General features: G+C 69.8%; 20 protein-coding genes and 2 pseudogenes. 7 read left to right on the forward strand and 15 right to left on the reverse strand.

Going from position 1 to position 22,501, the window contains the following annotated elements:
- Positions 1-136: 136 nt before the first annotated feature.
- From ACQ859_RS14965 to ACQ859_RS14995, 7 genes and pseudogenes are all read right to left on the reverse strand, one after another.
- Entirely contained in the window at positions 137-448 is a 312-nt protein-coding gene (locus ACQ859_RS14965) for a T6SS amidase immunity protein Tai4 family protein (RefSeq protein ID WP_431266430.1), read from the reverse strand.
- Positions 449-525: 77 nt separating this feature from the next.
- The gene (locus ACQ859_RS14970) at positions 526-870 is read right to left on the reverse strand and encodes a type VI secretion system amidase effector protein Tae4 (RefSeq protein ID WP_431266431.1); all 345 of its coding nucleotides are present in this window, start codon (positions 868-870) and stop codon (positions 526-528) included.
- Between the two features lie 341 nt (positions 871-1,211).
- Positions 1,212-2,081, reverse strand: coding sequence for a M56 family metallopeptidase (locus ACQ859_RS14975; protein WP_431266432.1), 870 nt, complete (start codon positions 2,079-2,081; stop codon positions 1,212-1,214).
- A gap of 38 nt (positions 2,082-2,119) precedes the next feature.
- Positions 2,120-2,464, reverse strand: a pseudogene (locus ACQ859_RS14980) (M56 family metallopeptidase); the annotation flags it as partial.
- Positions 2,457-2,888, reverse strand: coding sequence for a BlaI/MecI/CopY family transcriptional regulator (locus ACQ859_RS14985; RefSeq protein ID WP_431266433.1), 432 nt, complete (start codon positions 2,886-2,888; stop codon positions 2,457-2,459). The pseudogene ACQ859_RS14980 and the gene ACQ859_RS14985, both read right to left, overlap by 8 nt.
- A 55-nt stretch (positions 2,889-2,943) precedes the next feature.
- Entirely contained in the window at positions 2,944-3,888 is a 945-nt protein-coding gene (locus ACQ859_RS14990; protein ID WP_431266434.1) for a 5'-nucleotidase, lipoprotein e(P4) family, read from the reverse strand.
- Between the two features lie 52 nt (positions 3,889-3,940).
- On the reverse strand, positions 3,941-4,372 hold the full coding sequence (locus tag ACQ859_RS14995; RefSeq protein WP_431266435.1) for a hypothetical protein: 432 nt from the start codon (positions 4,370-4,372) through the stop codon (positions 3,941-3,943).
- On the opposite strand from ACQ859_RS14995, the pseudogene ACQ859_RS15000 reads away from it, so the two are divergent.
- A pseudogene (locus ACQ859_RS15000) lies at positions 4,365-5,255 on the forward strand (YCF48-related protein); the annotation flags it as partial. The gene ACQ859_RS14995 and the pseudogene ACQ859_RS15000 sit on opposite strands and share 8 nt — an antisense overlap.
- A 571-nt stretch (positions 5,256-5,826) precedes the next feature.
- Positions 5,827-7,965 carry a KAP family P-loop NTPase fold protein gene (locus ACQ859_RS15005; protein WP_431266436.1) on the forward strand — a complete coding sequence of 713 codons (2,139 nt, stop codon included), beginning with the start codon at positions 5,827-5,829 and terminating at the stop codon, positions 7,963-7,965.
- Positions 7,966-7,998: 33 nt separating this feature from the next.
- Here ACQ859_RS15005 and ACQ859_RS15010 read toward each other — a convergent pair whose 3' ends face one another.
- The 3 genes from ACQ859_RS15010 to ACQ859_RS15020 all read right to left on the reverse strand — a co-directional run bounded on the left by ACQ859_RS15010 (position 7,999) and on the right by ACQ859_RS15020 (position 12,393).
- Positions 7,999-8,670, reverse strand: a complete 672-nt coding sequence (locus ACQ859_RS15010) for a chitosanase (RefSeq protein ID WP_431261608.1) — start codon at positions 8,668-8,670, stop codon at positions 7,999-8,001.
- A 471-nt stretch (positions 8,671-9,141) separates the two neighbouring features.
- Complete coding sequence (locus ACQ859_RS15015) at positions 9,142-10,560, reverse strand: 3-deoxy-D-arabino-heptulosonate 7-phosphate synthase (protein ID WP_431261609.1); 1,419 nt, start codon at positions 10,558-10,560, stop codon at positions 9,142-9,144.
- A gap of 69 nt (positions 10,561-10,629) precedes the next feature.
- On the reverse strand, positions 10,630-12,393 hold the full coding sequence (locus ACQ859_RS15020) for a S1/P1 nuclease (protein WP_431261610.1): 1,764 nt from the start codon (positions 12,391-12,393) through the stop codon (positions 10,630-10,632).
- Between the two features lie 185 nt (positions 12,394-12,578).
- Between ACQ859_RS15020 and ACQ859_RS15025 the strand changes: the two genes are divergently transcribed.
- Positions 12,579-13,001 (forward strand): DUF5329 domain-containing protein, encoded by a 423-nt coding sequence (locus tag ACQ859_RS15025; RefSeq protein ID WP_431261611.1) that lies wholly within the window; start codon positions 12,579-12,581, stop codon positions 12,999-13,001.
- 55 nt (positions 13,002-13,056) lie between these two features.
- Here ACQ859_RS15025 and ampC read toward each other — a convergent pair whose 3' ends face one another.
- Both ampC and ACQ859_RS15035 read right to left on the reverse strand, forming a co-directional pair.
- Entirely contained in the window at positions 13,057-14,313 is a 1,257-nt protein-coding gene (gene ampC / locus ACQ859_RS15030) for a class C beta-lactamase (protein WP_431261612.1), read from the reverse strand.
- A 126-nt stretch (positions 14,314-14,439) separates the two neighbouring features.
- Entirely contained in the window at positions 14,440-15,624 is a 1,185-nt protein-coding gene (locus ACQ859_RS15035; protein ID WP_431261613.1) for an esterase-like activity of phytase family protein, read from the reverse strand.
- 244 nt (positions 15,625-15,868) lie between these two features.
- On the opposite strand from ACQ859_RS15035, the gene ACQ859_RS15040 reads away from it, so the two are divergent.
- Positions 15,869-16,300, forward strand: a complete 432-nt coding sequence (locus tag ACQ859_RS15040; RefSeq protein WP_431261614.1) for a hypothetical protein — start codon at positions 15,869-15,871, stop codon at positions 16,298-16,300.
- A gap of 108 nt (positions 16,301-16,408) precedes the next feature.
- On the opposite strand, the gene ACQ859_RS15045 is transcribed toward ACQ859_RS15040, so the two are convergent.
- Positions 16,409-18,352: a T6SS phospholipase effector Tle1-like catalytic domain-containing protein gene (locus ACQ859_RS15045; protein ID WP_431261615.1), complete on the reverse strand. Its 1,944-nt coding sequence runs from the start codon at positions 18,350-18,352 to the stop codon at positions 16,409-16,411.
- Positions 18,353-18,602: 250 nt separating this feature from the next.
- Here ACQ859_RS15045 and ACQ859_RS15050 point away from each other — a divergent pair, with 250 nt between their 5' ends.
- The 3 genes from ACQ859_RS15050 (at position 18,603) to ACQ859_RS15060 (ending at position 21,510) form a co-directional block, all read left to right on the forward strand.
- Complete coding sequence (locus tag ACQ859_RS15050) at positions 18,603-20,459, forward strand: diguanylate cyclase domain-containing protein (protein ID WP_431261616.1); 1,857 nt, start codon at positions 18,603-18,605, stop codon at positions 20,457-20,459.
- A 134-nt stretch (positions 20,460-20,593) separates the two neighbouring features.
- Positions 20,594-21,010, forward strand: a complete 417-nt coding sequence (locus tag ACQ859_RS15055; RefSeq protein ID WP_431261617.1) for a GNAT family N-acetyltransferase — start codon at positions 20,594-20,596, stop codon at positions 21,008-21,010.
- Positions 21,011-21,126: 116 nt separating this feature from the next.
- Positions 21,127-21,510 carry a DUF427 domain-containing protein gene (locus ACQ859_RS15060; RefSeq protein ID WP_431261618.1) on the forward strand — a complete coding sequence of 128 codons (384 nt, stop codon included), beginning with the start codon at positions 21,127-21,129 and terminating at the stop codon, positions 21,508-21,510.
- A gap of 55 nt (positions 21,511-21,565) precedes the next feature.
- Here the strand turns inward: ACQ859_RS15060 and ACQ859_RS15065 are convergent, their stop codons facing one another.
- Positions 21,566-21,946 carry a nuclear transport factor 2 family protein gene (locus tag ACQ859_RS15065; protein WP_431261619.1) on the reverse strand — a complete coding sequence of 127 codons (381 nt, stop codon included), beginning with the start codon at positions 21,944-21,946 and terminating at the stop codon, positions 21,566-21,568.
- Positions 21,947-22,495 carry a histidine phosphatase family protein gene (locus ACQ859_RS15070; protein WP_431261620.1) on the reverse strand — a complete coding sequence of 183 codons (549 nt, stop codon included), beginning with the start codon at positions 22,493-22,495 and terminating at the stop codon, positions 21,947-21,949. It lies immediately after the preceding gene.
- Between the last annotated feature and the right edge of the window lie 6 nt (positions 22,496-22,501).

The following is a 22,501-nucleotide window of genomic DNA, read 5'->3' on the forward strand; positions in this document are numbered from 1 at the left end:
GCGGAGATGAACTGCAGCGACGAGTGCTGGATTACGTTCAGAACGCCGATGGCTCTGGCTGAACTCGGCGCCGAGCTGGCGGAACGTGCGAAGAAGGATGCATCCCAGCCGAAGGCCCCGTAGCAAATGTGGTGTGCTACCGGACTTGCTTCGACAGCCGAGTCGCGAGGACCTCAAGTTCTTTGCTGTGCATCAGGTCGATGCACTTCATGGTGTTGAATTCGGACTGGATGGCGCCGCCGTAGACGCGCTTCGAGTAGCTGTCGGCGAGCTCGCGCAGGGGCTCGTAGGCTTCGATGGGCTGCTTGCCGAACTCCATGTAGGCGCTGGCGGTCGCGTTCGCATCTTCCTTGGCCTCCTGGGTCTTCGCCACCTTGGCCAGGCACACGCTGACGGCCCAGTTCTTGAGCAGTGTTCTCTGGGAGTAGCTGGCGGTCGCGCTCGCCACGGGCTTCCCTGGAGGGGTCTGAACTGGCTGGGCGCAAACGACGGAAGAGAGCATCGCGGCTCCGAACAAGAGAGCTTTCATCGCAGTGTCCAGATGGAGGCCGTCTCCGGAACGAAGGGGCCGTTGTCGGGGTCGTGCATCAGGTGGCAGACGTCGGAGCACTTGGTGCCATCCCAGAGCGTCACGTGGCCGCGGGCGTCGCCCCAGCCGCTACCCTTGACGACGATGATGCCCTTCATGCCCGCAAAGTCCGATTCCTTCGGCGCTCTTGCCGTCTTGTCTGGCCTTCCGAAGGTCTTCTCCATGTAGGTCATCATGTCTGCCACGCGGTACAGGTACTGCTGGCCGTCGCCGCCGCTGACCATGGCGTACAGACGGCTCTTGGGGATCGGGAAGCCGGTCTTGTTGAGGACGTAACTCATCCGAATGGGACAAGCATTGCGGAAGCCCCTTCGGGGAGCTCGATGTTTTTCTGGACGTTCCCGCCGATCTTCTTGCCCACTTCAAGGACCGGAACCCGGACGGCCATGAAAGCCGCCCAGGCGCTATTGAATGATGGTCTTGCCACGCAAAGGCTCCCTGGTTGCACGCTGGGTTCACTTCGCCCCTAGGTCATGCTGGGGAACATTGTGGGGAGATGCCCCCGACCTGCAATCAGTCGAAGGTCACTCATCAAGCATGAGCTCGCCGGTAGGCTTCATGAGGACCAACGTCCTTCGCGCCTAGTTTGCGGATGCGGCGCGGCAACCGCGCTGATGCGGCGTCACTGCCTCGGCTTGTAGCCCGGCACGTCCCCGAGCGGGATCGTGCGCACGCGGATCACGACCTCGGTCTTCCTGCCGTCTTCCGGCGTTGCCTGCACGCCGGCCTCGACGCCGTCCTCGACCAGGAGGGACGCGTTCTTCATCAGCGGCTGGCCGCCTTCCGAGACATCGAAGTTCAGGTAGACGCGCTTGCCGTCCCGGCGCTTGGCCCCGATCTCGACGCGGACCTGGTCCGACGTGGGCAGATCCGGCTTGCCGTTGATGACGACGAGCGCCTTCTTGCCGCTCTCGGTGACGAGGCGCATCGTCGACAGCTTCTGCTCCTGGATCGCGCCGTCGCTGCGCCGATTGAGCTGGATCGTCATTTCCAGCGCGACCGGATCGGTGGCGAGGTCGGGCATGACCGCGTTGACCGCCTGCACCGCGCCGGCGGCGCCGAGGGCCAGCACGGCCAGGGCGGAAGCGCCGATCAGCCGGCGTGAGCGGGAATGGGGACGGACGGCGAGCATGGCGACTCTTTCGATCAACGGGTGGGAGGAGCGCCAGCCGGACCACGGCTGGAGCGGGGACGGGGACTGCTGGGCACGGAGCAGGGCGCGGGCATAGTCGGCTTCCCGGCCAGGGTGCCGGCGCATCACGACGTGGTCGCAGGACAGTTCCTGGTCGGCGCGCATCGCGCGCAGCGCGAGCCAGGCCAGCGGGTTGAACCAGTGCAGCACGCACAGCGCGGCGGCGAGGGCGTTCCAATGGTTGTCGCAGCGACGGCGATGCACCGCTTCATGCGCGAGCACCAACGGGCGCTGGGTCTCGTCGAAGCGCCGCTCGAAGTCGGGCGGCAGGACCAGCCGCGGCGGCCACAGTCCGACCAACGCGGGGCCTTGCGCGCCCCCTGCGCCGTGAAGCGGCGTTGCAGCCACGCCATCCGCGCGACGACGACGAGCGCGCCGGCGAGCCAGAGACCCAGCCAGACGACAGCACCACCGGCCGGCGCCAGCGTGTTCAACGGAGATGCGGTCGCGCGATCCAGCGCGGGAGCGATCTGATGGACGAGCGCCGCCGAGAACTGTGTGGCGGGCGGACTTGCCGGCAGCAGGCCGACGATGAGCAGCATCGGCAGCAGTAGCCAGGCGGCATAGGCGACACCGGGGCCGATGTGGCGGGCCAGCGGACGTCGCAGCGCGAGCAACGCCAGCGCGATCACGGAGAGCAGGGCGGTCTGACGCAGCAGCGCGTGAAGCAGCGCGTCAGTCATTCGACTTGCCGCCTTTCCTGCCTTTGGCGGCCCCGGCCCCGGCGTCGCGTTGCTCGTAGTCCTCGATGAGCCGCTTGAGCGCCTGGACGTCGCCGGCCTTCAGCTTGCGCTGCGAGGAGAAGTGGGCCACGAGCGGCGCGAGGCTGCCGCCGAAGAGGCGGTCCAGCAGCGAGAGACTCTCGCTGTGGGCCCATTCGGCGCGCGGGAAGCGCGGTGCGTAGAGGAAGCGCCGGCCGTCGCGTTCGGCGACGAGCGCGTCCTTCTTCAGCAGCCGGTTCAGCAGCGTCTTGACCGTGGCGAGCTGCCAGTTCTGCCGGTCGGCGAGCGCGGCGGCGATGTCCTCCGCCGACAGCGGCGAGGAGCGCCAGAGCACTTCCATGACTTCGGCTTCGGCGGACGTGATGGCAGGGAGTTCGTCGGGCATGCGATTCCGTTTACGCGTGTAATCGATTGAATGATTACAGCTGTAAATGGAATCGTCAAGGGGCGCTGGATTCGCTGGCGGTCGGGCCGCTCCACGGCTTCAGCGCCTGGTAGCGCTGCGGCAGCGTCAGCGCATCGCCCCAGGAACCATAGGTCGGGTTGGGAATCGGCACCCAGGACAGGCCCCACCGCTTCGCGTGCGCCTGCTCGTCGTAGGTCGCGCGCGGCGCGAAGTCGTTGAGGTCGTCGCCGACGAGCATCGCGATGCGATGCGTGCGGGCCACGGCGAGGCGCCTCGCGCTCTTGTCCGACGCGGACCAGTCGGCGCGGTCGCCGCGCAGCATCAGGTCGTCCGGCGCGACCGCCCGGCCCAACACGCGTTCCAGGTTCACGAGCGTCTGTGCCTTCTGCGGGCAGGCGGCGTGAAGGCCGTCGGGGCCGAAGGGCCCGTCGGCGGGGCAGGTCCTGTTGGTGATGAAGACGACGCGGAAGCCGAGCGCGCGGGCGCGGGCGATGAACTCGGGCGCGCCCGGGATCGCGGTGGCCTGCGCGGACGCCACCCACGCGGCCCAGGACGCGCTGTCGTAGGGCTTGCCGGCCTGGATGCGCCACGCCTCGTAGGGCGAGTTGTCGACCACCGTCTCGTCGACGTCCAGCACGATCGCCGGCGGCTTGCGGGCGAAGCTGCCTTCGGCGGCCTGCTCGAGCGACGCCGTCTCGTGCGTGGCCTTGCGGGCAGAGGGGAGGCGCGCGGTCGCGGCGCGGTAGACCGCGAGCGTGGCGGCCCGCCGCTCCACCGCAGTCTGGAGCCACAGGGTGGCCGTCACGCCTTCGCGGCCGACGACCGGGAGCTCTTCGGTGGACGCCGACGCGGACTCTGCGGCCGACGCGGCCCTCGTGGTCGACGGGGCCATCCAGGCCGTGGCGGTCATCGCGCTCATCGCCACGGCCGCGGTCAGCGTCGTGCGGGTGAGGCGGGGTCGGGTCGCTGCGAGGCGCATGCCGGAGCTTTCTCGGTGGTCGAAACGCACCGATTGTGCGGTGGGCGCAGCGTCATACGGATTGATGATGCGCACCCGCGTGGCGCGGGATATACGGCCACGTCGCCCACTTGCCGCCCGCCATGCAAGCTCCTTCCCCCGGCTCGCCCGCGACCCATCGACGCGGCGGCCGTGCCTGGCTGTGGATCGCCGTCGTCTGGTGCTCGCTCGCCACGGCCGTGGCGCTGTGGCAGCCGCCGGGGCCGGTGAACGCCGCGACGCCGGTCACGCGCGCCGAGCCCAGTCTCCTGGACTGGTGGCGCCTTCCCGTCGAGCGCAACGCGTTCCGCCGCCTGCCCGACGTCAGCGGCGTCTTCACGTCGATCGCGGTCGATGCCGGCGGCAGGCAGGGCTGGCTCGCGGGGGAGGGCGGCGCCCTCGCCGGGACGCGCGACGGCGGCGCCACCTGGTCGCCCTTGTCGACCGGCACCGACCGCGTGCTCACCGCCCTGCATGCGAGCGCCGACGGCCGGCATCTGTGGGCTGTCGGTGAACGAGGCACGGTCCTCGCGTCCGACGACGGCGGTCAGCGCTGGCGCACGCAGCCGTCCGGCACCGATCGCCCATTGCGCGCGGTCCAGTTCGCGTCGGACGCGCGCAGCGGGTGGGCGGTCGGCGACGACGGCGCGGCGATCGCCACGGACGACGGCGGCACGACCTGGCACCCGATGACGGGCCTGGGGACGTCCCGGCTGAAGGACGTGCGTTTCGAGGCGGCCGGCCGCCTGGGCGTGGTGGTCGGCGACGGCGGGCTGGTCTTCCTCTCCGAGAACGGCGGCGGGCGTTGGTTGAGCCTCGACGTCAGACCGCCGGCCACCGTGCCGTCGGGCATCGTCCAATCAGCGACGGGGACACCGACGCCGGCCCAGGCTCCGCCTGTCCAATCGACGCCTGAGCAGTCGTCTCCCGTGCCCTCCACCCCTGTGCAATCAAGCCCGGTGCAGGCCGCGCCGGCGCGGCCCAGCTTGCAGACCTACCCGTCCGACGACTGGGTGGCCGCCACGGTGACGGCCCAGGGCCAGCGGATCGGGCTGGCGAGCCTGCAGGGCCGTTTCTCCTGGTCGAGTGATCGCGGCAAGACCTGGTCTTCCCCGACGGATCTCGGCGTGCCCATGCCGCAATCGATCGCCTTCAGCGCCGACGGCGGTCATGGTGCGGTGGTGGGCGCGTTCGGCTGGCTCGCCACGTCGGTGGACGGGGGCAAGACCTGGCGGAATCAGGACAGTGCCGAGTTCAGGCTGCTGGTCGCCGCCCCGGTCGCCGACGACGGGCAACGCGCCTGGGCGCTGGGAAAGAACGGCTACCTGATCACGTCCGAGGATGGCGGCCTGTCGTGGTCGCCGGCGACGAGACGGGCGCTGAACACGCTCACGAGCGTCGGTTTCTCCGACGACGGCGCCCGCGGCTGGGCGGTCGGCCTCGGCGGGACCGTGCTGAAGACCGAGGACGGCGGCAAGACCTGGCACCGGCAGTCGGCGGGGACAGGCGCGGGGCTGGGCCTGCTGCACGTCAGCGCGGACGGCCTGAAGGCCTGGGCCATGGACGTCGAAGGCAAGCGCGTGCTGCAGACCGCCAACGGCGGGGCGTCGTGGGAGCCCGGCAACCTGACCACGCCGGACGCGCGGGCGGCGATGGCGCGTCCCCGCCAGTCCCTGCAGCCGCCGATGCCGCTGCCCTGGGGCGTGCGCTCCGGCTACATCGGCGCGGACGGCCTGCGCGGCTGGGCGGTCGGCGAGGGCGGGCTGCTGCTGAGCACGCGTGACGGCGGCCGCACCTGGGCCGATCCCCGCGCCTACGCGCGCTACCCGGCGCCGTGGTACTGGCTGGCGCTGCTGCTGGCGGTGCCGATGTTCCTGCGCGCCTGGCGGCGCTTCACGCAGGCGCACCAGGGGGATCGGCATGGCCGACACGCCGGCCACCGACGCGGCGCTGACCGATCCGCGGCAGGACCGGCTCAACTTCGAGCCGCTTGCCGCGGGCATCTCCCGCTTCCTGCGCAATCCGGCGACCGAGCCGCCGCTGACGCTGGCCATCACCGGCGACTGGGGCTCGGGCAAGAGTTCGTTGATGGGGCTGATCTGCGCAGACCTGCGCGCGCACGGGTCGCGGCCGATCTGGTTCAACGCCTGGCACCACCAGAAGGAGGATCACCTGTTCGCCGCGCTGCTCGGCGCGCTGAGCAAGCAGGCCCCGCCGCCGTGGCTGAGCCTCGACGGCATCGGCTTCCGGCTGCGCCTGCTGTGGCTGCGCTCGCGCAAGCACTGGGTCTTCACCCTGCTGCTGTGCACGGCGGTGACGGCGCTCGTCACCTGGCATCTCGGCATGAACGACGCCGTGGCGGAGGCGCAGCGGCTGCGCCAGCTCGGCGACCTGCTGACGTCGCTCGGCGGATGGGGGAATGCGAAGCCCGATGCCGCATCGACCGCCGCATCGACAGCCGCGACGACCGCTGCGACGGCGTCCACGCCCTGGGCCGGCTGGCTCGCGCTGCTGACGGTCGCCGGCACCACGTTGGCCGCGCTGCGCAAGGCGCTGACGGCCTTCGGCGCCGATCCGGCGGCGCTGCTGGCCGGTGGGCTGCAAGGCATGAAGCCCAAGCTCGCCGCCGAGCAGAACAGCTTCCGCACGCGCTTCGCCGAGCAGTTCGGCGAGGTCTCGCAGGCCTTGCCCGAGCGCATCGTCGTCGTCATCGACGATCTCGACCGCTGCCGGCCCGAGGCGGTGCTCGAGATCATGGAGGCGGTGAACTTCCTGACCTCGTCGGGGCAATGCTTCGTGCTCTTCGGCATGGCGACGGACAAGGTGCAGGCGGCGCTGGCGATCGCGTTCGAGCGCATCGCCAAGGAGCTGGCCAGCGGCGCCGGCGGTGAGAAGGATCCGGAGGCCGCCGCGCGCAGGCAGCGCCGCGACTATGCGGCCAACTATCTGCAGAAGCTGATCAACCTCGAGATCAAGGTGCCGACCGAGCAGTCGTACGAGGCGTGGCGGCTGCTCACCGACGATCCGGCGACCGCGAAGTCGCCCTCGTGGCGGGGTGAGGCGATGGACGGGCTGCGTCGTCACGCGATGTGGCTGGCGCTCGCGGCGGCCATGGCCGTCGGCGTGAGCCTGGGTGTGCTGCTGCGTCCCGAGGCAATGCAGGCGGAGGCCGAGCGCGCGGCAACGCCCGCGCCGTCACCGGCGGCGTCGTCCTCCGCGCCTGCGACGGCGGTGGCGGCGAGCGCCCCGCACGGTGCCGCCTCCTTCCCCGGACATTCGGCGTCCGACCCCGCGTTGGCCTGGGGCGCGTCACCGGACCAGTCGCCGACGCGGGTGCTGGTGCAGTCCGGCCAGGACAGTCACGCGGACGAATGGTTCGCCGCAGTGGTGCTCGCCGTCGGCGCGGCGCTGGCGGGCCTGCTGCTGTGGCGCGCCGCGAGCCGGCGTCATCGCGAGGCGACCGATTCGAAGGACTTCCGCGATGCGCTCAAGGTCTGGACCGAGCTGGTCCGCGAGTCCGCGCACACGCCGCGCGCGGTCAAGCGCTTCGGCAACAAGCTGCGCTACTTCGAGATGCTGCAGCAAGGCGAGGCCCGGGATCGCACGCTGCTCGACGAGCTCCGGACGCGGCTGCGACGCTTCACCGCGAAGCGCGATGACACGGGGACCGTGGCGGAGACGCCGCGCGGCGAGCCGAACCGCCGCATTGCCGCACCGCAGCTCGTGGCGCTGGGCGCCTTGCATGAGGCCTTCGGGCCGGGCTGGCTGTCGCGCTTCGATGCCTCTCTCAAGACGAGCCTCGGCAATGATTTCCCGACCTTCTCCGATGCCGAGGACGCCCGGCTGGTCGACGCCGCCGAAGCCTTCATCCGGCAGCACACGATGCTGTTCGACACGGGATGGCCGCCCGGCCGCGACGAGGTCGAGGTCTTCTCCCGCCTGCTCGACGGCATCCGCATGCCCGGCGAATCGGAGGAACTCGACATGCGCCGGCCGTCGGTATCGCCATCCGTGTCGCCGTCCGTGCCGCCGTCCTCCGTTCGTCCCGACGTGAAGTGACCGGCCGCCGGCCCGTGACGGGGCCGGCGCGACTCAGTCGATGTGGAAGTCGTCCTTGTAGACCTGCCACCGCAACGGCGTGTGCAGATCCAGGTTGCCGGCCTTCAACCAGACGCGCTGCGCGGTGTCCACGCGGGACGTGTCCTCATGCGCCGCTTCCTTCTTCATGGCCGCCACGCGGGCGTCCAGGAAGGCGCTCAGGTAGGCGGTCTCGTCGCCGCCTTGCGCGGGCGTCTTGGCCTTCGCCATCGCCGCCTTGCGGATTCCGCCGAAGCTGTCGCTGCTGTTGCCGGGGCCGTGCATGACGATGGCGTCGTAGTAGGCGAACTGGCCGAGCGCGCGCAGGCCGTCGGCCTTCGCCTGACTCACCGCGGGATTGAAGTAGACGCTGTCCCGCTCGGCATCCTGCGCCTGCTGGAACACCGGATCCTTCGCGGCCGCAGCCCAGTCCGCCTTGAAGTCGGGATCCAGGCCGGCATGCGAGTCGCTGCCGTTCACCTTCTTCAGCGCCGTCAGATATTTCGCCAGCACGTTGCCGGGCGAACGCGTCGCGTAGTCCTGGACCAGCTCCAGCATGTCGCCGGTGCCTGAGCAGAAGCCGATGATGCCGGCGGTGTAGCCGCGTCCGTCCTTGATGTCCTGGATGTAGGCGTACTGCGCGCGCCAATCCTGCGAACTGTTCTCCGCGCTGGAGACGATCTGCATCGCGATGTCCTTCTTGCGGGCATCGGACAGGTCGGCGGAAGACGGCGCGGGTGCGGGTGCGGGTGCCGGGGCGGGCGCTGGAGCAGGTGCTGGCGACGGCGCAGGCGCAGGTGCAGGTGCCGGCGAAGGTGCTGGTGCCGGCGAAGGCGCCGGTGCCGGAGAGGGCGCGGGGGAGGGGGCCGGAGAGGGCGAGGACGGGTTGCTCGACACCGGTGATCCGGGGCCGTCGCTGGAGCCGCCTCCGCCGCATGCGGAGAGCGCCACGGTCAGTGACAGGAGGGCAAGGTGGCGACGGTGCTTCACGGGTCGATCAGGTCAATGGAATGGGCGCGGATTCTCTGTCGCCCGACACGCCGGCAGGTGTTCCGGACTGCGACCAAATGAAAACGACGGGCCTCCCGCAGAGGCCCGCGAACGCCGCCAGGGCCGATGCCCGCGGGGTTCCCGGCTCAAGACCTGTTGTTTGTCCGACTACCTCGAATCGGGTAGTGCGGTGGAGGTCGTCGCGACCACCGCCGCCTGCAGGTCGCCGGGATGGACCATCAACTCGCGCACGGCGCGCAGCGTCACGTACTGGCGCAGCACCGGGGTGAAGGCGGGCGCCTCCAGCAGCAGACGCCAGACGGGGATCAAGCGCTGCGCGTCGGCCGAGGCGCCGTCCTCGAGCGCCGCGGCGAAGTCGAGGCTGGCCTCGGCGGATAGCAGCTGCATGCGGCTCGCGGCGCTCAGCAGGCGTGGCGGCCGGACCTCCCGGCCGTCGCAGCAATAGAGCACGGCGCGAGCGAGCTCGCCTTCCTCGGTCGGCAGGGCGTTCAGCGATGCGCCGCGCAGGCGGACGTCGCCGTCGGCCGAGGCGAACACATAGGTCGTGTCGATGTCGGCCTGCGCCAGCAGACGCAGGCCGCGCAGCAGGCGGGGCAGGTCGGTGGTCGCGGCGTCCGGCGAGGCCTTGGCCTCGACGAGCAGGCAGATGTCCCAGTCGTCGCAGGGCTCTGGAGTCTCATGGCGGCGCAGCAGCACCACATCCCATTCGCTCTTCGCGCGTTGCGCATCGCCGGGGAAGGACGGCGGGATCCGCAGCGAGGTCGCCGTGCGGTAACGCGCCTCGCCGGCTGCCGCGTTCATGCGAGCGACGAGCATTTGGAACGCTTCGGCGGCGAGTGCTTCCACCGCGTCGCCGCGCTGTTGGGCGCCAGCGCCACGGGCTGCGGCCTGCTCACTGCCTGCGACCGGACCTCGCTGATCCAAGAGCTCGCGATGACGTGCCACGAGCGCGTCCGACGACAACGCGTCGAGCCGACGCAGCCGCTCGAGTGCGGCGTTGGTGATCAGGCGTTCCAGGCCTTGATGAAGCAGCGGCTCGGCGCGCATGTTGGCGTCGTCGCGCAACAGGATGAGAGCGTCGTACAACCGGGGCCACTCGTCGGCTTTGGCTGCGGCGTGTAGTGCCAGGAGCGCTTCACGCGTCGGCCCCGGCGATCGGCGCCGTGTCTTCTCGGGATGGGCGAGATCGTTGACCGCGGTGCGGACCGCGCGCCGGTCACGATCGACATGGGCGTTCAGCGAGGCATGCTCCCGAACTACTGGCGATCGATGACGCAGCACCATCGCCTTGAAGACAGGATCGCCGTCCGTGGCGTGCACGGCCTCGGTGATCAGGCCGGCGAGCGCGTCGATGAACAGCGTGTGGATGTCATTCTCCGGTGGCATCCCGGTCGCGAGCCGTGCGCGCGCCTGCTCGATCGCGAAAGCCAGCCCGACCGCCGGGTGATGGCTGCGGGCGACGGCCGTCGAAATGGGCAGGGAGGGCGCGCCATGGCGGCGTACCGACCGACGGAGCACGTCGGTCAGCAGGCACGGGAACTGACCGGGCCCGGAGTGGTCGCGCATGAGAGAGACGGAAGTGGAGTCGCCGCATTCTCCCTCTCCCTTTCCGTGGCGCGGCGGCCAATGACGCAGTCAGCGCAACGCGGCTTGAGCTTCCTCGACCGCTTGTCGGAACTTCTCCTGGCTACGCAATCGCGCCATCAAGCCTGCTGCCGCGATGCGTCCCGCGTCGACGTCCGACTGGTAGTGGAAGCCGCATACGACCCGGCTCTGGCCGAACTCGAGACCTCGAGCGATCACCTCGGTTGCCCGGGTGGGGAAGAGTTCGGCGAGAAGCATGCCAGTCAGCAGCCCCACTGTCGAATGCGTCGATGGATAGGAGCCCGAGCCCGCGAGACCGTAGGTCACCAGGTCATCGTCGGCATGGCCGGCCATGTCCACCGGCGACAGACAGGTCGCCGAACCCGGGCGGGCGACGAAGGGCCGGGCGCGTCCGCCGTCGGCAAGCGACTTCTTCATCGGCGCGACCAGATTGCTCGCGTCGTACTCGAAGGTCGTGATGATGGATTCGATGGCCTTGCGCGCTCGCGGCGAAAGCGCGGGTGTCCCCAGGCTGGGCAGGAAGCGGTCCAGCACCTGATCGGCGTTCCACACATCGTCCTCCGCAGCGCTCCGGCCGCGCGCCGTGGCCAGCAGCGGGCGGGTACTTTCGAACACCTTGTCGTCGACGAGTTGGAGCAGACCGAGGGCATCAGGTGGGGCAGGAATCCAGGATCGCACGTCCGGCAGCCCGGCTTCGACGGGGAGGTAGCCTGGCATCGGCGCGTGAGGCGTCCCCGCCTTGACGGCGCGCGACCCGAGGACCGCGTGCAGCAGTTGCGCGAGACGGGCGCCGGCACGCGTCAGCTCCTGGCGCTTGAGTGCCTCGCTGCGGGCGACATAGCCGTTCTCGTCGACGAACTTCGCCTGCCACCCGCTCTTGCCGGTTGGCGCCGGCGTGTACGAGAGCCCTTCGAGGGCGGACGCGCCCACCTGGATGGTTTCGCTCGCCCATTGGCGGGACCAAGTCATGACGTCGCCCGAGGTTCGCGGCACCCAGCGCGCATCGGCGACCAGGGTCGGAAACATTGCGCCCGTCGCGTTCATCTGTAGCGGGACGTCGTCCCAGAACGTGTGTAGCGAAGGGGCGCCGGGGAGGCCGATCCTGCCGCCGCCACTTGTATCGATCGCGTCGATGTCCGCCTGCAGTTCCGGGTCGGCGATCAGTCCGTCCTTGTCGAGATAGATCGCGACTGCGTGGAGCGGCTGATGTAGATCGCCGACGTAGTGCACGAGCAGCGCCAGTGCCTGCTGTCTGTCGGCGATGTTGAACGGGGAGGGCGACGCCTGGCCGCGCAGCACCGCGATGGCGGCGTTGATCGCGTGAACGACGTCCCGTGGCGCGGCGCCTGGATAGCGGACGTCGTAGTCGCGGCGCAGATTGGAGATGTCGGTGTAGTGGAATTCGTTGTGGCAGGCACCGCGAGCAGCGGCTGGCGGCGCCGAAGCGTGCCGGCACCCCTTGGAGTTGCTGGCCACGAATGATTCCATCCACGCCTTCCGCGGCTCGAAGACCGCGCACCACTGGCTGTATTTCGCCTGCGGCACGTATTGAAGGGTCTGCAGATCGACCGACTTGACGCAGTCGGCCCAGACGGCGACTGTCCTTAGGTCGGGGTAGTCCTTGAGGATGTCTTTCACGGCCGCTTCCGTGGGAGTGCCTTTCAGGAGCGCATCGGCGATGGCGCCGATGGCTTGGTGTCCGTCATGCGAGTAGGCGTGGGCACCCGAGGCGAAGACCAGCGCCGAGATGCTGATCAGGCCGCACATGCCGCGGGCCGTGGTTCGAAGTGTCATGTCCGTCTCCGTCGAAGTCCGCTCGTGAAGCGGTCGACTCTGTCGGAGTCATGGCGGCGCCGCAATCTCGTATACCGCCGCAAGCGCCCGGAACGTCATCAAGCCTGAGGATCCACTAGTCGCGGGGGCGCGACGTGGCAACATCGTGCTCCCGTCGAATCGATTTCTGCCCCATGAGAGTTGCCTTGTTTTCGCCACTCCCCGCATTGCTGTCCGTCGTGTTTGGCATCACGCCTATCGTGGCGTCCGCCGATCCGCTGCCGCCGGCCGCGAAGGCCGAGGTCACCGCGCTGCTCGGCAAGTTGACGGCCTCGTCGTGCGAGTTCAACCGCAACGGCGACTGGCATTCCGCCGCCGAGGCGAAGTCCCACCTGGAGCGCAAGCTGAGTTACCTCGAGGACAAGAACCTCGTGAAGACCGCCGAGCAGTTCATCGACCTCGGCGCGTCGAAGAGCAGCATGAGCGGCAAGCCGTATCTGGTGCGATGCGGCGGCGCGGCGCCGGTGGAGAGCAAGACCTGGCTCACCCGCGAACTCGCGACCGTGCGCGCCGCCGGGAAGGGCGCCTCGGCGTCTCCCCCGCCGGCATCGGCATCGGCGTCGAAGTAGAGGTCGCCGTTGACAGCGGCCTCGACGACGCAGCGGCCCCAGCGCTGAGCCTGCTTCAGCGGGCGTCGCCCGCCTGCAGCTTGCCGAGGATCGCGTAAGCCGCGTCCACGCGCTCGGGGATCGGCCAGCTGCGGTTGCCCAGCAGCACGACGCCGATGCGCTGCGTCGGCACGAAGACGACGTAGGCGCCGAAGCCGCGCGTCGAGCCGGTCTTGTTGAAGAGCCGCGGTCCGGCCGGCGTCTGCGCCAGCGGCTTGACCGCCGTGGTCACGCGCCCGAGCGCATTGCCCGCCTGGAGCTGCGCCAACGGCACCGGCCACGGGTACTGCTCCCAGCCGAGGCCCTGCGTCATGCCGTCGACCTGGAAGTGGCCGACATGCGTGGCCTCGACGGCCTGGCGCGTGGCGGCATCCAACCCGCTCGCGTCGATGTTGACCTGCATGAAGCGCACCAGGTCCGCCGCGGTCGCCTTGATGCCGTAGGACTCCGAGTCGAACGCACCTGGCGAGACACGCACGGCGATGTCTTTCGCGTCGGCCTGACGGTCGTCCTTGTCGTAGCCCGTGGCGTAGTGGGCCATGGCCGCCGCCGGCACCCGCAGGTAGGTCTCGCGCAGGCCGAGCCGGGGCAGCAGGTCGGATTCGACCGCATCCGCGTAATCGCGCCCGATCGCCGCGGCCGCCGCGCGGCCGAACAGGCCGATGCTCGGATTCGAATAACGGCGCTTCTCTCCCGGCGCGAAGTCGGGCTTCCACTGCTGGAGGTAGCGCATCAGCGAGGCTTCGTCGGTGACCGCGTCAGGCACCTGCAGCGTCAGTCCGCCGGCCGTGTAGGTGACGAGGTTCAACAGCGTCGCCCGGTCGATCGGATGGCCCTTCAACGCGGGCAGGTGGCGGCTCGGGTGGTCCGACAGCCGCAGCTTGCCGTCCATCATGACCTTCGCGCCGAAGGTCGCGTTGAAGGTCTTGCTGACGGAGCCGACCTCGAACAGCGTCCGGTCGTCGACCGGCTGGCCGGACTGCCTGGATGCGACGCCGTAGTTGAAGACGAAGGACTTCCCGCCGACCGTCACGCCGACGGCCGTGCCGGGGATGTCGTTCTTCGCCATCAGGGGACGGATCGCCGCGTCGACGGCCGCACGGAGGGCGGTGGCGTCGGGCGTCGGGTCGGGCGCGGCCTGCGCCGAGAAGAGGGTCAGTCCAGAAGCGGCGAGTACCGCCAGGCGGGTCGCCGCGTGCGTTGCCGATCGCGTTGCCGATCGTGTTGTCGATGGCGTCGCCCGTCGCGCCGCGGCGCGTGAAATCCCATGCATCGATGAAGCCTCGTCGGAAGAGGGCCGCGCGGGAAGCGCAGCGTTCATCCCGGATCTTGGAGGCAGATGCCAGACCGCGACGGCGAAAGGCGCGTTACGGGCGTCCGCCGTAACGCGCAGCGTCCATCAAGGCTGGATCTCGAAGACCAGCATCTGGTTGCGGTCGGTCGCCGAATCCGCCGCCGGGAAGTTGTCGTCGGCGACGACGACCAGGCTGCGTTTGCCGTTGGCCAGCTTCGGCCCGAAGGTCATGCCCTCGAGGTTGGCGATGCCGCCGAGCTGCGTCTTCAGCGTCTCGAAGTCCAGCACCAGCTTCTTGGTCACCGGCGTCGCGCCGGTCAGCGAGGCGGCCGTCAGCACGTTGGTCGCGTTCGCGGTGTCGATCTCGTAGAGCCGCACCTGGTTGCCGACGACGCCGACCGAGAAGCTGCGCTCCAGCACCAGGAAACGCGTCGCCGACAGCGCCAGGATCTCCGTCGGTCCGTTGACGGTGAACTGGTCGGCCGGCACCGGCGTCGCCTGCACCTTCTCGATCGGATAGACGTACTGCGCGTTGGCCACGCCGCTGGCGCGATCGAAGCGCGTCAGGCGCGAGGCGCTGCCCACCGCCGGCGTCGGCGCGGCGCCGTCCTGGATCAGCGCGCCTTCCATCAGCACCCAGGCCGACTGGGCGTCGGGCGAGAAGGTCAGCCCCTCGAAGACCAGGTTGCCGCGCGGGCCGGTGTCCTGCGCGCTCATCTGGAACATCGCGGGCAGGGTGTACTCGCGCACGTGGCTGCCCTGCGGCGTGATCTCGCGGATGAAGGGGTTGATCACGCGCGGCGGCGTACTCGTCAGCGTGCGGTCGCCCTCGCTGAGCCAGACCCAGTTGCCGGTCACCGGATCCACGCGGACCGACTCCGGGTCGGCGACCTTCGCGTCCGGCACCTTCGGATAGTCGCTGCCGTCGGGCTGCTTCATCGTCACCACGCCGGTGAAGGTCACGGCGCTGAAGCTGCTCGCGTCGAAGCTCAGCTTGGCCGTGTAGAGGCGCGGCGCGCCGGCGGAGTCGGTCGTCGTGCGGTCGTCGCTGATGAACACGTAGGTGTCGGTCTTGAGGTCGTAGTCGACGCCGGACAGGCCGCCGACGACGGTGTTCGCATAGCTCATCCGGCGCGGCAGCACCTGCTGGCCGATCAGGCGCAGGCTGGACACGGTGACGTTGTTGTTGCCGGTGATCGGCTCGCCGGCGTCGTCGCTGCCGCCGCAGGCGGCCAGCGCCGCGGTGGCGAGCAGCAGCGGGACCAGGCGGTACGGAGTGGCGGGCAGCATCGTGCCGGTCCCTGGGGTGCCAAGGCCGCTGGCCCCCGCCCTATCCCGCAAGCGGGAGAGGGAGCAAGCGGTGGCATGGCGGAAGGAGAGCGTCGAGAAGAGGGACATGACAGCGATCGAGGTCGTGATGCGTGTCATGTTCGTTGCGCAAGGTTGCGCCGAGGTGACAGGCCATGGCTATCATTCGCCCCCGCCGCGCTGCATCATTTCGAAACACATGGCCGGCGGATCAGGGAGAAAAGTCATGCGAGCCGTGCTGCTCATCATCGTGGTCGCCATCCTGGGCGTCGTCGGCTGGAAGAAGCGCGACGAGATCCCGTTCCTGCGCGACGCCGCGCGCGAGGTCGAGCGCCAGGCCGACAAGGTCGAGGTGCCGAAGATCCGCTTCGACAACGACCCGCCCGCGACCTCGGGTGCCCAGCCGGGCAAGCCGTCGGCCGGCGGCGCGCGCCGCTGCGTGGTCAACGGCAGCGTGCTCTACACCAACGATGCCTGCCCGGCGGGCAGCACCGAGCAGCAGGTCAAGGGCGGCACGATCACCGTCATGCCGGCCTACAAGGCGCCACCGGCGCCCGCGTCGGCCGGCTCCGGCATCCCCAACGCCCGCGAGCTGCTGGCGCCCAAGGGCCCGACGCTGAATCAGCAGGCGCAAGAGCGGGCGATGGAAGGCCTCTGAGGCGTCGAGCCTCGGGCGCCTCCCCGGTTTCTCAGTCTTCGAGTCTTCCCGCTCCGGCGACCGCCGTGCCGCGCAGGTCGCCACCGCTCGGGAGGCCTCAGGGCAGGGTCAGGTCTTGCGTCCGACCTTGCCGACCGTCTTGACCGGCAGCACCGCCAGCAGCAGGCGGCCGCCGCCGAAGAGGACGATGCCCAGCCCCCAGGCGAGGACCTTCACCACCGAGCACAGGCTCATGGCCCCCAGCGCCAGGCCGGCGACCTTGGGCATGCCGACGAGGTCGATCACCGTCGCGGCCATGGTGGACAGGTCCTCGAGCGCATCGGCGCCGAAGGCCAGCGCGGGCAGCCAGCCGATCGCCAGCAGCCACCGCGACCGGTGATCGCCCGGCTTGCGCCAGCCGGCCATCCAGGTGAAGACGCGCGAGGCCAGCCGCGACAGCAGGTAGGCCGCGGCCAGCAGGAAGGCCAGGTCCCACGCCAGGCCGAGGAAGAGGGCGGCGCGCTCCTGGCGGATCCACCAGAGGTCGCGTGGCCAGCCGTGGAGCAGCAGGCCCAGCTGATGGCGGGCGAACTCCCAGGGCGCCACGGCGCTGCGGATCAGGCACTCTTCCCAACCGCCCGGTGCCGGCAGCCGCGACTGCAGGAAGGGCAGCTGCTGGAGCTGCCAGCCGGAAAGCAGCAGGAAGGCCGCCGCGGCGACGACCGCGAACAGCAGCCACGGCAGCGAGCGCCGCTCGTCCCAGACGCTGGGGCCCTGGAAGGGCGCGGGCGGCGACTCGGCCACCACGTCCACCGGGATCTTCTTCTTGCCCTTGGGGATGCGCACGACCTCGGTCGTCATGCGCCGCACCGTCATGCCGGCGAGCGCCCAGAACGGCGTGTCGTGGAGCGCGTCGTGGCGCAGCGGCAGCGTGCCCACGAAGGACTCCGGCAGCGGCATGCCGAAGGCGTCGCTGCCGGCGGGCAGGCTGGACAGCGGCGGGACGCCGAGTTTCGCCGCCACCTCGTTGACCATCCACACCATCGAGGCATCGGGCAGGCCGGTGCGCCCGTGGGGATAACGCGGGCTCTCCGCCGATTGCGCCGGATAGCTGCCGCCGACGTCGCAATGCACGCCCGGGAACCAGAGCTGGCGCAGCGTGCGCGTGATCGGGCGGTTGAAGCGGTCGACCGCCGGCACGTCCACGCGGCTGGGCGAGTCGTAGACCCGCGGCAGGAAGGGCCAGCGGTGCTCGTCGAAGGCCAGCGCGTGGCGCACGTTGAGCATGTGCTTCTTGTCGGCGAAGGTGGCCGTCGCCGGGTTGTCGCGGGAGCCGAAGGGCGGCAGGCCGACCGATTCGACGGTGTCCCAGACGCCGACCCAGAACACGTCCGCGGGCCGCGCGAAGTTGCGTCGCACCTGTTCCGCGAGCCGGTTGCGCGTGGCCGCGGTGGCTTCCTCGCCGCCCTGGGCGCCGCGCGCGCCTTCCTGGCCCGGCCGGGCGAAGCCGCGGTGCAGCGCGCGGGCCAGCGACCGCCGCCAGTTCTTGCGGCCCCGGGCCTGTTCCTCGATCGGCGGCTGCGAGAAGTAGATCCGCACCAGCGTCGGGATCAGTTCCTCATGCTCGGGTCTCAGGATGCCGAAGAGGTTGACCATGCCGACGATCGCGCGCGCCGTGAACGCGCCGCGCGAGAAGCCGAAGCAGAAGATGCGGTCGTCGATGCGCTCGTCGAAGTGGCGCATCAGGAAGCGGTAGCCCTCGCCGATGTTGTCGTAGACGCCCTGGCCCGAGGCCAGGCCGGCGATGCGGGTCCAGCGGCGCTTGATCAGGTCGAGCAGGCCGGTCGGCGGGGCCGAGTCGGGCGAGCCGACGCCGGGGTCGTAGTACAGCAGCGACTCGATGCTCGACCGGTGGTGGCGCAGGTAGCCGAACAGCTTCAGGACGTTGGTGTCCTCGATGCCGCCGGTCAGCGTGTTGTTCGTGCCGTCGCAGAACAGCACGAGGTTGCGCTGCCGGAGCGCGATGCCGGTCGCCGCGTCGGGCGCGCCGATCCCGCGTTCCGCGCTTGCCATGCTTCTTCCGCCTGTGGCGTCCTTCGCGTCCGTCGCGCCTGTTGTGCTCGGGTCCATGGTCGTCCTCCCCCTGTGGTTCTTCTGTCGAAGCTCGAAGGCTAGGACGGATGGGGGCCACGGTCATCCCCGAATGTAGGGACTCGGGAAAACACAGGCCCCGGGGTGCCGTCCCGGCTGTCGGACGGCGTCCGGCTGAGGCACCATGCAAGGCATGCCGCTTTCCGATCCACAAGTCTTTGTCGAAGGCGCCATGCGCCGCCGGCGCCGCGTGACGGCCTGGCTGATCGTCGCGAACCTGACCGTCGCCCTGGTGCTGGGCGCGCTCGTCGTGCAGGTGCTCGACACCTCCCGCCGCGCCTACGCGGCGCAGGCGCGCGACGTGTCCGACGGCCTGGCCGCCGTCGCGCAGCTCAACGTCGCCGCCGAGATGGGGCGAGTCGACGCGGTCCTGCGCGCGACCGCCGGCGAGATGGAGCGGCTGCTCGACGCGCCGGGCGGCGCTTCCGACGCGGTGCTGAACGACGTGCTCCACGCGCGCTTCGGACTGCTGCCCGGCATCGAGGCGCTCCGCGCCGCGGATACGGCCGGCCTGGTGCGCTGGGGCACGCGCCTGCCGGCCGGCGTGCCGACGCAGATCGCCGATCGCGATTTCTTCATCGATGCCCGCGACCTTTCGAGGCCGGTGACGCGGGTCACCGGGCCGCTGCGCTCGCGCGTGTCGGGACACTGGGTGATCGGCTTCGGACGGCCGCTGGTGGTGGGCGGACGGTTCGCGGGCTTCCTCTACGTGACGGTGGGCGTCGATCATTTCCGGCATCTCTTCGAGCGGTACGACCTCGCGCCGCTCGACGCGATGACGCTGCGCCGGGACGACCTGCGGCTGGTGGCGCGGATGGCGCCGGACAGCCCGTCGCAGGGCGAGGTCGGCGAGACGATGGTCTCGGACGAACTGCGCGCCATGCTGGCCGCGCACCCGCGCCAGGGGACCTTCGTGTCGACCGTGGCGATCGACGGACAGAGCCGCACCAGCTCGTACCGCGCGCTGGACGACTGGCCCTTTATCGTTTTCGCCGGCGTGAACAACGCGCGCTTCTTCAAGCCCTGGCGGCAGCAGGCCTGGACGGTGGCGTCGCTGGCCGCGCTCGCGTGGCTGCTGGTGGCGCTGGCGAGCTGGCAGGTCCATCGCGCGAACCGGCGACAGCAACGGTCCATGCAGGCGCTGGCCGACCAGGGCAAGCAGATCCAGGCGCTGCAGCGCGAGCAGGCGGCGATGCTCGACAGCGACCTGGTCGGCATGGCCAAGATCTCGCGCCGCAAGATCACCTGGCGCAACCGGGCGGTGGAGCGGCTGCTCGGCTACGGTCCCGGGGAGCTGCAGGACGTGCCGGCGCGGGTGTTCTATTGGGACGACGCGCAGTACGAGGACGTGGGGCGGCAGGTCTACACGGCGCTGGCCGAGCACGGGCACTACCGTTCGCAGATCCGGATGCGGAGCAAGGCCGGCGAGTCGGTGTGGGTGGACTTCGGCGCGGTGCCCTTGTCGGAGCATGAGGTCTTCGCGATGGCGGTCGACATCACCGCGATGAAGGCGGCGCATGAGGACCTGGCGCATGCGGCCTTCCACGATGCGCTGACGCAGCTGCCCAACCGGGTGCTGCTGTACGACCGGATCGAGCAGGCGCTGGCGATGGCGCGGCGCGAGCGCACCCGGGTGGCGGTCTGCTACCTGGACCTGGACGGCTTCAAGGCGGTCAACGACGCGCACGGGCATGACGCCGGCGACCAGCTGCTGCAGACGGTGGCGGCGCGGCTGTCGGCGAGCATCCGCCCGCTGGACACCGTGGCGAGGCTGGGCGGCGACGAGTTCGTGCTGGTCCTGACCGGGGTGCAGGACGAGGAATGGCGGCCGGTACTGGCGCGCGTCGTTGACGCGATCGGCGAGCCGATCGTGCTGTCGTCCGGCGAGCAGGTGACGGTGGGCGTCACGGCGGGCGTCGAGGTGTTCTCGCCGGACGACGAGGCCGGCGCGCACGAACTGATCGAGCGCGCGGACCACGAGATGCTGCGCGGGAAGCGCGATGGGAAGGGGCGGGTCAGGGCGGGTTGAGGAACGGCGACACTGGGAAGTCGTCGGCCGCCTGATCACTGCAACGGAGTTTCGGCGGCGCATCACTACCGGTTGTCGCATCGAGATGACTTGCTCATGAAAATTGCTCTTGAATCCCCCGGCAGCCAGAGGTCGTGGCGCTGATCGCGGAACTGGATGCTTACCAGGACACCTTGTATCCGGCTGAAGCCCGCTATGCCCTTGATGTCGACGCCCTGGCGCTTCCATGCGTCCTGTTCGCGGTCGCTCGCGATGCCGGCGGCGTTGCCACGGGATGTGGGGCGATCGTGCTGAACGAGGGCTATGGTGAGCTCAAGCGCATGTTCGTCCGCCCGCAGGTTCGCGGTTCTGGCACGGCACGGCAGGTCATCGAATTCCTGGAGGCGGCTGCGCGTGCGCGCGGGTGCGAGGTCGTCTTTCTCGAGACGGGACCTTACTCCCACGAGGCGTTGGCGTTCTACGACAAGCAAGGCTATGGCCGATGCGGCCCCTACGGCGAGTATCCGGACCATCCGCTCAGCGTCTTCATGTGCAAGCAGCTTGTCCCGTGATGCCGATCGATCGCTGACGACTGGGATCGTTGGGATTCGGCGGCCGGGGCGCGTCGGGCGAGGCATGCCGATTGCTCTCAGACGTTTTCCTCAGCCACTTTCATGAAGGTCCCGTCATGAGCAAGTCCCCTGGCCATCGGCAGCATCCCGAGCACCATGTGAAGGAGTCCCACGTCGCCGAACGCATGACCGTCGTGTTCGCCGGTCAGACGCTGGCGGATTCACGCGACGTGGTGCGTGTCGACGAGGACGGCCATCCGCCGCGGTTCTACTTCCCGCGCGGAGACGTCCGGCAGGACCGGCTGAAACGCACGGAGACCTCGACCGAATGCCCGTTCAAGGGCACGGCGAGCTACTTCGATGTCGACGTCGGCGACCAGGGCGCCAACGATGCGGTGTGGTCCTACGAGACGCCCTACGACGAGCACGCGGGACTCAAGGAACGCACGGCGTTCGATGAATCGAAGTCGGAGGAACTGGTGGTGCGCAGCCTGCCGTGAGCCCTGCTCAAGTACAGCGAGCAGGCCAGTCCGGCATGTCGGACCAGCCCACACGTCATGGGGTGGGCGCGAGGGCCGTCGCCTCGGACCACACGGCCATCCAGCCGGCCTCACGGCGCTCGTAGACGTCCATGTGCCAGCAGTCGACGACCTTGCCCGACGGGAAGCTCAGTCGCGCGCGATAGCGGATGACCGCGATGTCCTGCGATGCGCGGACCTGCATGTCGCTGTGGTCCCACCCGGAGTAGAAGGGGGCTTCCGCGATCAGCGCGAGGTACTCGTCGCGTTGGAAGCGCCGTCCCGCGGGCGTGATGAGTTCGTAGTCCGGCGCGTGCAGCGACTCGATGAGCGCCATGTCGCGCTCGACGAGGGCGCGCGTGCGGCGGATCTCGAGCGCGGGGAAGAAGTCGTCGGGGTCGAGGGCGGATGGCTGCATTCAGCCGATCCAGGGAGACTCGAGCGGGGTCCAGTCCAGGAGCAACTTCCTGGAGTCCGTTTCGAAGACGAAGTAGTGCCCTTGCCGGGTCTGGTCCTCGGTCCTCGTGATGGCGATACCTTTCAGGAAGCACTTCAGCAGGGTGCCCACCGCGCCGTGCGACACGATGGCGATATCGACGTCCGGCGAAGCGCGCAGGGTCTGCTCGATCGTGGCGACGATCCGCGCCTGCGCTGCCGTCGCCGTCTCCCAGCCGCGATACGAGCGGTCAGGATGGGCGAAGAACTCGTCGGCGGCGGCCTCGAACTGCGCCTTGGGCAGGTAGCCGGTGGCCGTGCGATCGTTCTCTCCCAGGCTTGCCATCTGGGCCGGCTGCTGGCCGAGCCGCGCAGCGAGCAGGTTTGCGGCCTCGACCGCCTTCAGCTCTTCGCTGCTGATCACCCGCTTCACGTTGGCCAGGAAAGGATGCGCCGAGAACGCGCTCATGCGCTCCCGCCCCTGGTCGGACAGGCCCCAACGGTGCACAGGCACATCGGGGTCGATGGTCACTTCGGG

Source organism: Roseateles chitinivorans, from assembly GCF_050632235.1.
Lineage (GTDB): Bacteria > Pseudomonadota > Gammaproteobacteria > Burkholderiales > Burkholderiaceae_C > Roseateles > Roseateles chitinivorans_A.

Excerpts from the sequence above, each read along its gene's own strand:
- ACQ859_RS14970 (WP_431266431.1), bottom strand. The coding sequence starts at position 870 with ATGAGTTACGTCCTCAACAAGACCGGCTTCCCGATCCCCAAGAGCCGT.
- ACQ859_RS14985 (WP_431266433.1), bottom strand. The coding sequence starts at position 2,888 with ATGCCCGACGAACTCCCTGCCATCACGTCCGCCGAAGCCGAAGTCATG.
- ACQ859_RS14990 (WP_431266434.1), bottom strand. The coding sequence starts at position 3,888 with ATGCGCCTCGCAGCGACCCGACCCCGCCTCACCCGCACGACGCTGACC.
- ACQ859_RS15005 (WP_431266436.1), top strand. The coding sequence starts at position 5,827 with ATGGCCGACACGCCGGCCACCGACGCGGCGCTGACCGATCCGCGGCAG.
- ACQ859_RS15010 (WP_431261608.1), bottom strand. The coding sequence starts at position 8,670 with ATGCAGATCGTCTCCAGCGCGGAGAACAGTTCGCAGGATTGGCGCGCG.
- ACQ859_RS15015 (WP_431261609.1), bottom strand. The coding sequence starts at position 10,560 with ATGCGCGACCACTCCGGGCCCGGTCAGTTCCCGTGCCTGCTGACCGAC.
- ACQ859_RS15020 (WP_431261610.1), bottom strand. The coding sequence starts at position 12,393 with ATGACACTTCGAACCACGGCCCGCGGCATGTGCGGCCTGATCAGCATC.
- ampC (WP_431261612.1), bottom strand. The coding sequence starts at position 14,313 with ATGCATGGGATTTCACGCGCCGCGGCGCGACGGGCGACGCCATCGACA.
- ACQ859_RS15035 (WP_431261613.1), bottom strand. The coding sequence starts at position 15,624 with ATGCTGCCCGCCACTCCGTACCGCCTGGTCCCGCTGCTGCTCGCCACC.
- ACQ859_RS15040 (WP_431261614.1), top strand. The coding sequence starts at position 15,869 with ATGCGAGCCGTGCTGCTCATCATCGTGGTCGCCATCCTGGGCGTCGTC.
- ACQ859_RS15045 (WP_431261615.1), bottom strand. The coding sequence starts at position 18,352 with ATGGCAAGCGCGGAACGCGGGATCGGCGCGCCCGACGCGGCGACCGGC.
- ACQ859_RS15050 (WP_431261616.1), top strand. The coding sequence starts at position 18,603 with ATGCGCCGCCGGCGCCGCGTGACGGCCTGGCTGATCGTCGCGAACCTG.
- ACQ859_RS15060 (WP_431261618.1), top strand. The coding sequence starts at position 21,127 with ATGAGCAAGTCCCCTGGCCATCGGCAGCATCCCGAGCACCATGTGAAG.
- ACQ859_RS15065 (WP_431261619.1), bottom strand. The coding sequence starts at position 21,946 with ATGCAGCCATCCGCCCTCGACCCCGACGACTTCTTCCCCGCGCTCGAG.